The 13685-nt window shown below is 51.4% G+C and carries 14 protein-coding genes; 1 reads left to right on the plus strand and 13 read right to left on the minus strand.

The features are described 5' to 3' along the window. Positions 1-71: 71 nt before the first annotated feature. From PPM_RS24490 to PPM_RS24505, 4 genes are all read right to left on the minus strand, one after another. Complete coding sequence (locus PPM_RS24490; protein ID WP_013373511.1) at positions 72-644, minus strand: hypothetical protein; 573 nt, start codon at positions 642-644, stop codon at positions 72-74. Between the two features lie 23 nt (positions 645-667). Beyond that, positions 668-2338, minus strand: a complete 1671-nt coding sequence (locus tag PPM_RS24495) for an ABC1 kinase family protein (protein WP_013373512.1) — start codon at positions 2336-2338, stop codon at positions 668-670. A 1-nt stretch (position 2339) separates the two neighbouring features. Further along, positions 2340-2699 (minus strand): phasin family protein, encoded by a 360-nt coding sequence (locus tag PPM_RS24500; RefSeq protein ID WP_013373513.1) that lies wholly within the window; start codon positions 2697-2699, stop codon positions 2340-2342. Between the two features lie 105 nt (positions 2700-2804). Beyond that, entirely contained in the window at positions 2805-3443 is a 639-nt protein-coding gene (locus PPM_RS24505; RefSeq protein WP_017428602.1) for a ThuA domain-containing protein, read from the minus strand. A gap of 430 nt (positions 3444-3873) precedes the next feature. Here PPM_RS24505 and PPM_RS24510 point away from each other — a divergent pair, with 430 nt between their 5' ends. Further along, positions 3874-4323, plus strand: a complete 450-nt coding sequence (locus tag PPM_RS24510) for an AbrB/MazE/SpoVT family DNA-binding domain-containing protein (RefSeq protein ID WP_013373515.1) — start codon at positions 3874-3876, stop codon at positions 4321-4323. A 104-nt stretch (positions 4324-4427) separates the two neighbouring features. On the opposite strand, the gene PPM_RS24515 is transcribed toward PPM_RS24510, so the two are convergent. The 9 genes from PPM_RS24515 to PPM_RS24555 all read right to left on the minus strand — a co-directional run bounded on the left by PPM_RS24515 (position 4428) and on the right by PPM_RS24555 (position 13620). Further along, positions 4428-5879 carry a cobyrinate a,c-diamide synthase gene (locus PPM_RS24515; protein ID WP_016324839.1) on the minus strand — a complete coding sequence of 484 codons (1452 nt, stop codon included), beginning with the start codon at positions 5877-5879 and terminating at the stop codon, positions 4428-4430. Next, positions 5872-6960: a cobalt-precorrin 5A hydrolase gene (locus PPM_RS24520; protein WP_016324840.1), complete on the minus strand. Its 1089-nt coding sequence runs from the start codon at positions 6958-6960 to the stop codon at positions 5872-5874. The genes PPM_RS24515 and PPM_RS24520 overlap by 8 nt, the downstream gene beginning before the upstream one ends. Next, positions 6953-7747, minus strand: a complete 795-nt coding sequence (cobM, locus tag PPM_RS24525) for a precorrin-4 C(11)-methyltransferase (protein WP_013373518.1) — start codon at positions 7745-7747, stop codon at positions 6953-6955. The genes PPM_RS24520 and cobM overlap by 8 nt, the downstream gene beginning before the upstream one ends. Then, the gene (gene cobI, locus PPM_RS24530; protein ID WP_016324841.1) at positions 7744-8460 is read right to left on the minus strand and encodes a precorrin-2 C(20)-methyltransferase; all 717 of its coding nucleotides are present in this window, start codon (positions 8458-8460) and stop codon (positions 7744-7746) included. Before cobI ends, cobM begins: the two co-directional genes overlap by 4 nt. 29 nt (positions 8461-8489) lie before the next feature. After that, entirely contained in the window at positions 8490-9746 is a 1257-nt protein-coding gene (locus PPM_RS24535) for a bifunctional cobalt-precorrin-7 (C(5))-methyltransferase/cobalt-precorrin-6B (C(15))-methyltransferase (RefSeq protein WP_016324842.1), read from the minus strand. Beyond that, on the minus strand, positions 9739-10884 hold the full coding sequence (locus PPM_RS24540) for a cobalt-precorrin-5B (C(1))-methyltransferase (protein WP_016324843.1): 1146 nt from the start codon (positions 10882-10884) through the stop codon (positions 9739-9741). The genes PPM_RS24535 and PPM_RS24540 overlap by 8 nt, the downstream gene beginning before the upstream one ends. Positions 10885-10958: 74 nt before the next feature. Then, a complete protein-coding gene (locus PPM_RS24545) occupies positions 10959-11603 on the minus strand; it encodes a precorrin-8X methylmutase (RefSeq protein WP_013373522.1) in 645 nt (214 codons plus the stop codon). A gap of 164 nt (positions 11604-11767) precedes the next feature. Next, positions 11768-12547: a precorrin-6A reductase gene (gene cobK / locus PPM_RS24550; protein ID WP_016324844.1), complete on the minus strand. Its 780-nt coding sequence runs from the start codon at positions 12545-12547 to the stop codon at positions 11768-11770. Beyond that, positions 12544-13620 carry a sirohydrochlorin chelatase gene (locus PPM_RS24555; RefSeq protein WP_016324845.1) on the minus strand — a complete coding sequence of 359 codons (1077 nt, stop codon included), beginning with the start codon at positions 13618-13620 and terminating at the stop codon, positions 12544-12546. The genes cobK and PPM_RS24555 overlap by 4 nt, the downstream gene beginning before the upstream one ends. Between the last annotated feature and the right edge of the window lie 65 nt (positions 13621-13685).

Genomic DNA, 13685 nt, shown 5'->3' on the forward strand with positions numbered 1-13685 from the left:
GTTTACAGAAAGAAAACATATATTTACTTGAAATATCGCCCGTTTTCTTTATCTGGTTCGTTTTCTTATATTTAAAATTTTTGCAATTGCTGCACAAGCTCCGATAGGGATTCAGCAATCTCAGAGTCTGCATAGCGCTGGAGCAAGCTCTCAAAATCAGGGAGCGCTTGCTTTAGTAGCCGACAGCTCCAGTCATAATAGCTCCAAAAAGCTACCGGATCATAGCCACGTGCTTCTTCCTCTTCCCACTCCAGTTCATCTTCTTCTGGGTCACTGTCTGCCGGCCATAAATATTTCTCATCTAGCAGCATGGTCAAGGATTCCACAGACTCCTGTGAGTCTGCTTGTAGATTTTCTATGTCCAATGCTTGAACAACCGTATGGTACAACTCCAACTCACTCAGCGTGATATCCTCCGGTCTTCTCGCATGCATATTCCGCAATAAGAATAGTAGCGCCCATGGGGTAACCTGCCACAATGTACCTTGATGTTCTATCAGATCAGCGATGGCTGCATACTCCCCATTGAATATTAAATGCGGCAAGTCCGTCCCCCTACCATAAGGAGTAGTCAGGCGGTGCCACGGTACATCTGTAATTTCAAGAGTATTCATTAAGGCTGTGTTCATCTTATGAGTATCCATGACGCCTCCTTTGTAGTCGGTATCTAGAATCTTCCTGATTTAAAAATAGAATATAGTAAAAAGGCAACCATTAAGAGCGCTACGACAAAACCAATTTCAATCGCAGGTACGTTCCACAGCATGGTCGCCTGATGGTTTAATGATGAACCGATAATCAGTCCGACCATAATGATGCTGAACGCCAACAGCACAATACTGAATGACAAGCGATTGCTGATCTGATCCAGCTTGCGCAAAAGCTGTTCCAGCTCTGGTACAGTAACTTCCAGTTTGAGCTTACCCTTGCTGATAATTGAGGCCAGATGCCTCGTCTGTCTCGGCAGTTCCATCAGTGTCTCCACCAGCTCGGTCGCACCACCCAACAGCTTGCCCCGAATCCGACGACCGCTGAAGCGTTCCTTCAGCAGCTTGTTGCCAAAAGGCTCGGCCAAAGCAATAATACTGAGATCGGGGTCCAAATGCTCTACGACCCCTTCCAGTGTCAGCAGCGCTTTGCCAAGCAGCAGGACATCCGATGGCAAACCAATCCGATGGCGCTGTGCTGCGCCAAACAGGTCGTTCAAGGCATCGCCAATACTGACCTGTGAGAAAGGAACATCCGAGTAATCTTCGCGTATTTTGTCCAGATCAGCTCGCAGCGCATTCAGGTCAGCATCCGGGTCGACCAGCCCCAGTCGTTCGATGGCCCGAACCATAGCATCGGTATTTTTGCGCATCAGGGCGATCATGAGGGAAGCGAGATGATTCTTCATCTCTTCGCTCAGCCTACCCGCCATGCCAAAATCCAAGTAGGCGAGACTTCCATTTCTCAGGACGAGCAAATTGCCCGGATGGGGATCGGCATGAAAAAAGCCCTCTATAAAAATTTGATGCAGCATGCTGTTGACCAGCCGCTGCGCCAGTTCTTTCAAGTTGTAACCACGGTGTAATAACTCTTCACGACTCCCCAAGTGAGTCCCGTCCAGAAACTCCATGGTCAGTATACGTGAGGAGGTATGATCCCAGTATATTTTCGGAATATAGATATGTGGGTCCTGCTCAAATTGGAGCGCAATCTTCTCTGTGTTACGGGCTTCATGGTTGTAATCCAGCTCCTGAATGAGCGATCTCCCCAGCTCTTCCACCATCTGGCGAAGCTGATAACGCTCCACCCATTCCCAGCGCTTGGCTGCCATTGCGGTCAGTTCCCGTAAAATGTCCAAATCCCGCCGGATGATGCGATTAACGCCTGGACGCTGGATTTTAATGGCGACCATTTCGCCGCTGTGCAGCTTGCCCAGGTGCACTTGCCCGATCGAAGCAGCCGCCAGCGGATCATCGTCAAAACGAACCAGTATGTTCTCTAATGACGTATCCAGCTCCTGTTCCAGAATGCCACGCGCTGTTTCAGGCGAAAAAGGCGGTACCTGATCCTGGAGCTTAACCAGTTCGCGAATAATAGGCTCTGGCAGCAGGTCAGCACGTGTACTTGCCAACTGTCCAAGCTTGATGAATGCAGGCCCCAGGTCCTCCAGCACAAGCCGAATCCGTTCACCTAGCGTTTTCGACTCGGGGGTTTCTCTCGTCAGCCACTTGCGGGGCAGGGATAGCAGCTGGAACAGTCCCATTTCTTCCACCATATAACCAAAGCCATGACGCGCCAGCGCCATGGCAATTTCCCGGTAACGACCGGCGTGCTTCATGCGAACGGCCATTTTAATCCAACCGGTTCGCTTCTTCAGCGTCACTCGAACCCGTAAGCGCCGCCTTTTCTTTTTCCAGCTCCGCTACCTGTTTTTCCAACAATGCCACACGCTGCTCCAAACTTGTGACATCATTTTCGGTAGGCACTTCCAGTTCCTGCAAAATGCGGCTAACCTGCTCGCGGATCATGGTTTTGAATTGTCCCTGCTCCTCTGCTCCTCGTTCGATCAGACGATCGACCAGCGCTTTGGATTCCGAGGGCGCAAGTTCTCCCCGATTTACAAGATCCTCGACGGCTTTCTCCACCTTTTCTTTGCTGACAACGGTGAGGCCCCACCCCAATGAGATGGCTTTTTTGAACAAATCGCTCATAATATATCCTCCCCTACCTGTGATTACCTATAGTATAACCTGAAAAGGGGAGCCGCATAAAGCTCGCAGCTCCCCTCTCATAATGGTTGGAATGAATGATTATACTTAACCCGGAAAGCGTCCGGCCCACTTAGCAGCCTGAAGCAGCAGCTTACGGTATCCCTCGTGCTGGAAACTTGGCTGATTATGTCCAGGCATCAGGTAGACGACCCGGCCCAAGCCATAGGACAATGACCATGCAGCCGGCCACCACTGACCTTCATACTCGTATTCCATCAACAGTGTTTTTTCGGTGAATGGGTCAAAATCAAAACGATACGGCTCCTCCTGAATCTCGAACGGCTCGATCCCTTCCATAATTGGATGATCCGGCTCTGTTACCTTGAAGGAAAGCTGCTCCGCTGCCGGATGCCGCAGGAAGCGCGCTCCCATGAGCTGTGCTATTTCATAACGTCCTTGCAATGTGATTCCGTTATGCAGCACAAGCAGTCCACCTCCGCCGCTGACGTAGGACAGCAGTCCTGCTGTTTGTTGAGGAGACAGAACCTCCTTACGGCTATCACAATACGAGATGCATAGATCGAATGAGGCTAGATTTTCCTTGAGCAGCATTTTACGATTTTCACTGCATTGTACCGTCATCCAATCTTGTAAAATATGGCTAATCTCTTCGTCCACCCCTTGTAGCGGATGAAACTCTGGATATGAATAATCTCCTAGCAGCAATGCTTTTCTTTTTTCCATCATAAATCCTCCTTGCCTGACTTGTATATAAGGACTTTAAAGGCGGGTCCCGTGCCAACGGTCTCTTGTTTGTGGGGTCAAAAAGCTCTAAAAAATTCCTTTGGCCCTCATCTTTTTCCCATAACACCGCCATCGTTGTCCAAGCTACGGCATATATAAATAATTCTACAGACGGCCTATTAAATCCTTTAGCAGAAGATTATAGCATATATGTTCGCTCGGAATAAACTAATTATAAATTTATAAACATGAACGCTGGCGATTCCGCCCGTTTATGGTATACTCGTAAGAAAAAAAGTGCGTCCATGCTCTATTAGCAATGAGGGGCCGCTTTTCGTAAGAAATCTATGCTTGCGGTTATAGAATTGATAAGAATTGCCTCAAAGCTTATACATTCTATAAATCTTAAAACACTGGGGAGGTTGCATGAATGAAAAGGACTGGAATGACCCGGCCCTTGGACAGCTTGGGACGAATTGTGCTTCCTAAAGAGTTGCGCATGACGATGGAGATTGACATCGGCGATCCATTAGAGTTTTTTATTGAAGGCCAAACACTCATGCTCCGTAAGTACAAATCAACCAATTGTATATTTTGCGGTTCGGTTGATACCAACACCTATTTTAAAGATCAGTTTATCTGCGATGCATGTGCCACCTCGATGAAAACGGAAGATTTACTTCCAGTCACAGCGACTGAAACCCAGTCACCTCCACTGAAGCAAAACATGCATATGAAAAAGATTTACCAGCGCACGGATGTTATTTTGGAGAAAATGAGAGAGCTTATGGAAGAACATCCGGCATCTTCACAAAAACAACTTGCTTCCATGCTTGGCGTGAGTCAGGGAAGGATTTCCCAACTGAAAAAACTTATGTAGGCGAATCGTCCAAAAAACAATGTATACGCTTCCATGATATGTAAGATTTAATTCACTTTATTTAGAACAGCCGGACCCTTATAGGGACCCGGCTTTTTTGTGTTTTAGTGGTAAGCCCGACATTTTTCAACCCAGCGTACTGCTGCCTTGGGTAGAGAAGCGAGATGAATGTGTGTGTAGGCTGCCAAAAGGTTCCCTTTGGCATAACCTTCACTCTGAAGTCCGCGCATCCCCTTGGTTTGATAGGCAAAGGGATAGGGGGCGGCAGATTCATCATAGCTCATGACCGAATAATGAAATTCATGTCCACGAATCGTCTCTCCAGCCTCCAGCAGCAAGCAATCTTGCAATGCGGTTGCTTCCCGGTATCCTAATGCAGCCCGCTTCTCCTGCATGCGAACGTCCGAAGGGATAACCCCGGCCATGTGATGGGCGTGGCCCGCACGATCCGTAAGCGTCCGGGCCAGTACCATATAACCACCGCACTCCGCGAATACAGGCATATCCTGGCTCACTGCGTTGCGGATATCTTGCAGAAAGCCTGTATTGGCAGCGATATCTGCCGCAAACTCCTCAGGAAAGCCGCCACCCAGATATAGGCCGTTGGCGTGCTCAGGGACGCGTTCTCCCGCCAGCGGACTAAAATAGACGATCTCTGCTCCCGCATAGCGCAGCAAGTCCATATTTTCCGGGTAGTAAAAATTGAACGCCGCATCTCTGGCGACAGCAATGACGGGACGTTCCCCAGTCTCGGCTTCATGCCCTGCTGTTGGAAGCCGATCCGGAGGAAATAATGGATGCTCGGGCAGCCTGAGCGGCGGAGCCGAATCCGCTAATGCCCGAAGTGCATCCAGATCCGTACCCGCGCGAATCAGCTCTGCCGCCCGTTGGAAAAGCGGCTCCAGCTCGCCGCGTTCTACAGCAGGCACCAGGCCCAGATGACGCTCGGGAATATCCAGCCCTTCATCGCGCTTTAACCAGCCGAGCACAGGAATACCGCACTCTTGCTCGATCGCCTTTTTGACAATGCCGTAATGCCCCTGGCTACCGCAGCGATTCACGATTACGCCCACAATGCGCAGCTTGGGCTCCAAGCGCTGAAAGCCGAGCACAATAGCGGCCGCGCTGCGGGCCATGCTGCGCACGTCGACGACCAGCAATACCGGGCTATCCGTCAGTATGGCAATTTCGGCGGTCGACCCGATATTGCTGAGCGGGTCCTTGCCGTCATATAGCCCCATGACGCCTTCAATCACGCAGAGATCTGCACCTTCGGATGCGCGGATAAAGGTTTCACGCACCGTATCCGGTGAGGTCATCCAGGAGTCGAGATTACGGGAAGGCGTTCCGGTCGCGGCCGTATGATAGGTCGGATCAATATAATCGGGACCACACTTAAATCCCTGCACTCGCAAGCCGCTGTCGGCGAACGCCTTCATCAGCCCGAGCGTCACCGTGGTTTTGCCCGCACCACTGCCCGTACCGGCAACAACGATACGACTTCTGCGTACTGCGGCAGAATCTGGCTGTACAGCCTGCTTCATATCGTCAGTCATAGGAAACCCGCGCTACAGACAACGTCATATTGCCGCTTTTTTTCTTCTCCAGCAGCCAATGGTCTGCACCGGAGGACAACAGGGCTGCTGGTTCGCTGACTCCATATGCGCCGGTATATTTGAAGACGGTATCCGACGGATTGAGAAGCTGCACTGTGTTCAGCTCTGACGGAGTGTACGTCACCAGCTCCCAGCCGTATTTGGCGCAGAGGGCAAGCAAACCTCCTTCATCCTTTTTCAGATCAATCGTAGCAATATTCCGTACGCTTTTTACAGACAAACGCAGCTCTTGCAAGGTGTCCAGCACACCAGCCTCCAGCTCCTCCAAAGCAGTTCCCCGGTTGCAGCCAATGCCAATCACCAAGCTTTTTGGGCGGTACAGCACGCCATTTGAAAGGAACCTCTCCTCTTCCTCAGGCTCCAACAAGCGGTCGCTCACGACCAACACGGCGTTGAACGGTTCTTGTAACGCTTCTGCCATCGAGGCATATACCTTGATATGCGCAGGTACAGGCTTGTCATAACGCCACCAGTTCCGTTCGCCTGTCTCTTGTATGAAGGCAACAGGCTCTTCGTTCACAACAGCGGCGCTTACAGGAGTAGCCTTATCGAAGCTATCGACTACCCAGCCCAATTCCCGACCCAACATGTCCACCGGAATCGTCCCCTGCACATCCGATGCAGTCGTGATTACCGCACGTGCGTCCAGTACAGCAGCTATATGACGGGTCAATTCATTCGCACCACCCAAATGCCCAGATAGTACGCTAATAACATGTTCTCCGCGATCATCAATGACGACCACGGCGGGGTCTACCTTTTTATCCACCAAAATCGGTGCAATCATACGAACCACCGCACCGAGGGAAATAATTAAAATGATACCGTTATATTGTTTGAATAAATCCGGCAAGATCAGCTTGACCGAACCCTCGAACAATTGAATACCACGCTCCTGCTCGTCACCACGTTCAAACTTGGACATGTAATACACATCCGTACCCGGAAAGCTGGCTCCCAAATTGCGGGCCATCTCGACTCCATGCTTCGTGATCGCCACAGCGGCAAATGGATTACTCACCAGGCTTCACTCCCTTCCGGTAGCCGTGGGTGAATGACTTATCATACAGCTTGGAACGATGTGCGTCCTTGTCCACCAGCCCCGGGTCGAGCGCCCAACCTGCCAAAATCATGGCATGCATCGTAATGCCCGCTGCGCGCAGATCGGCTGGCAATTGGGCAAGCGTCGTGCGCACGATCTTTTGGTCCGGCCAGGTTGCACGCTGCACAACTGCTACAGGCGTGTCCTCGCTCCAGCCAGCCGCCAGAAACTCAACGACTACCTTCTTCGCCAGCGTTGCACTCAGGAATAGCGCCACTGTACAGTGATGAGATGCCAGATCACGCAGTTTTTCTCGATCCGGTACAGGTGTACGGCCTTCGGCACGCGTCAGAATGACCGTCTGCGTCAAGTCAGGCACCGTTAGCTCTGCACCCAGCACTGCCGCAGAAGCAAAGACCGAGCTGACGCCCGGTACGATTTCGTAGGCTACTCCGCGCTGCTTCAGCAGCACCATTTGCTCCAAAATCGCACCGTATACTGCTGGATCACCTGTATGTACGCGGGCTACACTGCGCCCCGCCTGCACAGCCTCGCTCATAATCTCCACCTGCCGTTCCAGATCCATGCCTGAACTCTGCAGTACCTGCGCCTCCGGCTTGGCCGTAGCAATCAGCTCATCGTTCACAAGTGAATCCGTGTATAACACCACATCTGCCGTGCGCAGAATCCGTGAGCCTTTGACCGTAATCAACTCCGGGTCGCCAGGACCTGCTCCTACGATATATACTTTTGGCTCCAACGTCATTTGCTCACCACCATTAAACTCAAATATTCAAGTTCCTGTCCGCGCAGCTCACGGGCGTTACGCCATACCATTTCATAAGGTGAAGTGACTTTGGTAATGACAGATGCACGATCCCCGAGGTTGAGCTCGTCCAGTACATCCAAAATCAAATCCAGTACCTTGGCAACCTTGATAAATACAACCGTATCGTGATTCTCAATTGCCAGCTTCATCGCTTCCCGATCATCCGTAGCCGGAATAATACCGACCTGCTGATCTCCGTCTGCCAAAGGCAATTCCAGGGCTGCCGCTGCTCCCAATACAGAAGAGATGCCCGGAATAGATACAATCGGCACCTCGGGATGAAGATCCTTCATCAGACGCGCCAAGTGAATAAAGGTGCTGTACAGATTAGGGTCTCCCTCTGTGACAAAGGCTACATCCTTTCCTTGGCTCAGAGCCTCCCAGCAAGCAACCACCGTTTTGTTCCACTCCCGCTCCAGTACAACTGGGTCCTTGGTCATTGGAAAAATGAGTCCCAACATCTCCTTTTCCTCCGGGTTAACGTATAATTCCACAATCTCGTGAGCATACGATTTGCCTCCCCGGCGTTTCTTCGGATAAGCCACAACTGCACATTCCTGAATCATGCGGTACGCCTTGACCGTAATCAGCTCGGGATCACCCGGCCCCACACCTACGCCGTAAAGTGTTCCTGTTGCCGCCGTATTCATGCTGTCTCTCCCCCTCTTGATTTACCAGCTTACTCCCCTGCTGCTCCGTCAGCCACGTCCACCGACGGCTGCCCTGTAATGACATATATCGGATTGAGTCCATCAAAACGAGTCATATTCAAAATCGGCTTGCTACGCGCTGTTTGCAGCAACGTCACCGAGGTTTCGAGTCCTGCTGCTTGCATCGCCTTCATACCGTCATGCAGCGTCTCAATGGTTGCAGCATTCACTACAATTCGTCCATCCTTACGCAGACGCGAAGCACACAGACGAATCAGTTCTGCCAGTTCTCCTCCGCTCCCGCCAATAAACACGGCATCCGGGTCTGGCAGCTCGTCCAACCCGGCTGGCGCTTTGGCATGGATCACTGGAAAATCAGTACGGAACTTGATCTTGTTCGCTTCCACATTGGCCAAATCGCCTTCGTTCTTTTCAATGGCAAACACTTGCCCGTACTTGGCCAGCCGGGCACATTCCACAGCTACAGAACCTGAGCCTGCGCCGATGTCCCATACGATGCTCCGCTCGGTCAGTCGCAGCTCAGACAAGCTGAATACGCGCACTTCACGCTTCGTGATCAATCCTTTTTCCGGCTTGCGCTGGTGAAATTCCGCATCCTCGAAGCCAAATCCCCGGCGAATCGCTGGCACGTCTTCCCCCTTACGGCGGCGCAAAACAACCACGTTCAGGGGTTGGAAGGTTCCCTGCGCCATCTCTTCCAGCGTATAATGCCGATACGTCTCATCTGGTCCTCCCAAATGCTCGCCGACAAAGGCATCATATTCCGTCATGCCAAAATGCAACAGATAAGCGGCAACCGCGGCGGGATGATTGCGGTCATCCGTCAGCAGCGCGATCTTGTTCTGTCCATCGATCCGCTGCGCCAGTCCGGTCATCGGACGACCATGTACACTTTCCAAAACCGCATCCTGCCAGCTTTCACCGAGACGTGCAAACGCCAGTTGAACCGAGCTGAGATGAGGTAAAATATCCAGATGCTCAGCCCCCAGCTTGGCGGACAAATAGCCTGCAATGCCAAAAAAAAGCGGATCTCCTGACGCAAGCACGACAATATCCTTGTGCTCACGCAACCGTCCCAATTCTTCCACCACGGTGGATAAGCCGCTCTTTAATGTTCGTTTTTCTCCTGCGGCTGCCTCAAAAAAGGCTAGCTGGCGCTCGCCACCGACCAGCAGGTCGGCACGCTCAATTTGTTCCAGCGTCTCCTGCGACAGACCTGCCGTTCCATTTTCACCGATACCAATGACACGAATCACTCTACTCACCGACTCTCGCCCTCCCCAGCACGTTCCCTTTCATCGTTACCAGTACCATTTCTACGGTGATTCCACCACCTGCATGCTCCAGGCAATGCTGACACCCATAGGTACATAACTTTTCAAAAAAGCTCAGCGCATTCGCTTCGGTCATCATATCCGCTACCTGCGTAGCTGTATTCGCCTCAGCTACTGCCGTTGCAAGCGACTCGTCCACACCTGCCTCACGCGCAACCTCGGCTAAAAATCCAAAATCCACCGGAGCGCTCTTGGAATGAACCATCATGACGCCCTGAGCAACCTTCGACAGCTTGCCGGGCATACCGACGAGAATAATCTTTTTCATTCCCAATCGTTTTCCATGCTTGACTGCAAAGCCGACAAAGTCACCCATCTGAATAAAGGCTTCTTCCGTCAGCTGATCGTACATTTGCATTGCATATTTTTCACTGCTGCCGCCTGTGGTTAGGACAATTTCCTCGCAGTTCATCGCTTGTGCAACCGATATAGCCTGCACCACGCTGGCTTTATAAGCAGACGTGGAAAACGGAACAACCACACCGCGTGTACCTAGTATGGAAATACCACCAAGAATGCCAAGCCGTCCGTTCAGCGTCTTCTTGGCGATTTCTTCACCGTCCGGCACACTGATAACGACACGGACACCTTTGGCCGATCCGTGCTCCTCAAGCACGCCAGATACGGCTTCCGTAATCATCCGGCGCGGCACTGGATTGATCGCTGCTTCCCCGACAGGCACAGGCAGACCTGGCTTCGTTACCCGCCCTACTCCGACGCCGCCGTCCAGCTCAATACCCGGCTCCTCCCGCCAGCTAACAGAGGCGCTAATTCTCGCCTGATGCGTGGCATCCGGGTCATCGCCACCGTCCTTGATCGTCGTGCAGGAAGCTTCGTCCGCGTCCAACACAGGCTCGATCAGCTCAAACGCATGATCGAAGCCCGCGGGCAGCGATATCACCGCTTCCTTCGGCGGAATGCCCGTAATGAGCAGTTGTACCGCTCCTTTGGCTACTGCAGCCGCACAAGCCCCCGTCGTAAAGCCTGACCGCATCGGCTTGTCCGGCGCGGGAGCTTCACCACTTTTCATCCGTTTGGGCCTGTCGGCGGACGCCGCTTCCTTTTCCATGCCAATTCCTCCTTAACCTCTTCTGCTGATCATGCTCTAATTCATTTCATGATACAGCAAACGGACAACCGCATCTAGCGGACAGCCATTAAGGAGATCGCATTCAATGCCGCTACGACAATCGTACTTCCGCCCTTGCGTCCAATATTCGTAATGAACGGAATATCCAGCTTGCGCAGCTCATCCTTGGATTCTGCCGCCGATACAAAACCTACGGGCATACCAATTACCAGTCCGGGCTTAGCCGCTCCTTCTTTCACCAAACGAATCAGCTCTAGCAACGCTGTAGGCGCATTGCCAATCGCATAGATTCCACCTTCGCCCGCCTGAATCGCTTTGCGCATGGAAATAATGGCGCGTGTCGTGTTCAGCCTTTTGGCTTCTTCCATCACGTCCGGGTCAGATATGTACACATGAACATCCCCGCCAAATTGACGGATGCGATCCTTGCTCAGCCCCGCCTGAATCATCTGCACATCTGCCACCACCGGCTGCCCTGCGCGAATAGCTGCAATTCCGGCTTCAATGGCTTTCGGATGAAATACCATGCTGCGGCCCAACTCAAAATCAGCAGATGCATGAATGACACGCTGTACAACAGGATATTGCTCTGCTGTAAATGGATGCTCTCCCAATTCCTCTGTGATCATCGCAAAGCTTTTACCCTCAATCTCCTGCGGCTGTACCGTTAGCGGTTTAAAATCTGTTTTAAAGTCCATGGTATCGACCACTCCCTTATGGAAAATTAGTTTAGGAAAAATAACTGCTCGTGTATTGAAACAACAGATATTTCTATTAAAACACGTATTTTAAGATGACTATATTTTAGATACATGCCAGCAGTCGTTCTGGATTAACTGCACCTGTAGGAACTTGACTCAACTCAAATTGAAATCTTCCCAGTTGCTGTGCGCAGTACATCAATTACTCCGTCGAAATGATCAAATACCGTTCCAAATTCCACTTCCGGTCTGGAAATTAAAATGACGTGGATACCCAGGTCCAGAGCAGATTGAACCTTCTCATCCACTGCTCCTGTGCGTCCGCTTTCCTTGGTGACCATTACGGTCGTACCAAAGTGCTTGTACAATGCTTCGTTCAGCTCACGGGAAAAGGGTCCCTGCATAGCAATAATATTTTTTTGCTCCATCCCCAGTTCGCCACATTTCTCCATATTGTCCAGACGCGGCAGCATACGTGCAACCAGACGAATCTCCGGATCTCCGAGTAAATGCTTGGTGAACGTGCCAAGCGTCTTACTGCCCGTCGTAAGCATGACAGAGCCTTTGAGTTGCTTCGCTTCTAATGCCGCTTCTTCATAGGAAGGAACGATATGGAGCAACGGATGATTGTCATACACTAGTCCCGTCCGCTCGTAGCGGATATAAGGAACCCCCGACTCGCGAGCGGCTGCCATCGCATTCGCATGTGCTTCCTCTGCAAAAGGATGACTGGCATCAACAACAGCCTGTATCCCCTTCTCCCGAATCATTGCACCCATTTCGTCGGCTGTCATTCGGCCTGTACGCACGTCCAGTCCTGCTTCGGACAAGCTGGCCGCCGCGCTTTCGGTTACGACCGAAGTCAATACATTAAAGCCAATGTCACGAATTTGCAGCGCCAATTCCCGTGCATCGCTCGTTCCACACAGCATGAAAATCATGAGCCATTCACCTGCCCGGTTACGTTCACTACAGACGGCGTATGTGAATGATCGTGATCATGGTCATTATGGCTGTGAGCATGGACATGATCGTGAGCGTGGTGATGTGTATGGTGCTCGTGATGATGATCATGCTCATGTGCATGGTGATCATGATCGTGATGATGGTCGTGGTCGTTATCGTGATCATGCTGGTGATGGTGGTCGTGGTCATGGTCGTGGTGATGATGGTGATGCTCCTGAGCTTCCAGACGGAACTGGCAGTTATCACAATTAGCCGTAACCTTACCGAACAAGCCTTCATTAGCTCGCTCCAGCACCAGCTCAACCAATTGAGGATGGAAGCCAAAATATCCGCCCATTTCCACTTGTAATGCAGGGTGAGCCTCAGCAAATTCCTGGGTCATTTCTTCGATGCGCTTAATCAGCACCCCAGTGAACAGAAAATACGGAAGCACGATAATCTTTTTGGCCCCCAATCGTACACAACGCTCCAATCCATCGGGAAAAGAAGGCTGCGTCACACCGATAAAGCTGCTTTCTATCCATGTATAAGAAAGCTTCTCCCACAGCATACGGGTGATTTTGAAAAAGTCACTGTTCGCATCTGGATCGCTACTTCCGCGTCCTAATACAAGTACCGCTGTCTCTTCGTTGGATACCTCGGCAGATGCCTCCACCGTGCTATGCATCCCCGCTGGAACGGCAACCGGACGGGTCTCTTTCAAGCGGTCCAGCAGTATGCTAACGATTTTCTCGTGAACGCCAATCGGGCGTCCGTATACAAATTCCACCTGCGGATATTTTGCCTTTGCCCGATCAATAGCCATCGGGATATCAATTTTGGCGTGCACTGCTGCGAACAAAATAATCGGAATAAGAACGACACGTGTCGCCCCTTTCTCCACACACGCCTGTACTCCTTCGGCAATACTAGGGCGTGCCAACTCTAGGAAACAGGTCTCTACACACGTACCTGGCGCCCGATCTGCCACCGCCTGTGCAAATTCCAGCAGTTCCTGATTACCCTCTGGGTCCCGACTTCCATGTCCAACCAACAATATTGCATCCACTGCTGTTTGTTCCTCCTCATTTATAGGGATAGTCTACATACGCCCTATTTTATATATATGCTTGT

This window comes from Paenibacillus polymyxa M1 (genome assembly GCF_000237325.1).
GTDB lineage: Bacteria > Bacillota > Bacilli > Paenibacillales > Paenibacillaceae > Paenibacillus > Paenibacillus polymyxa_C.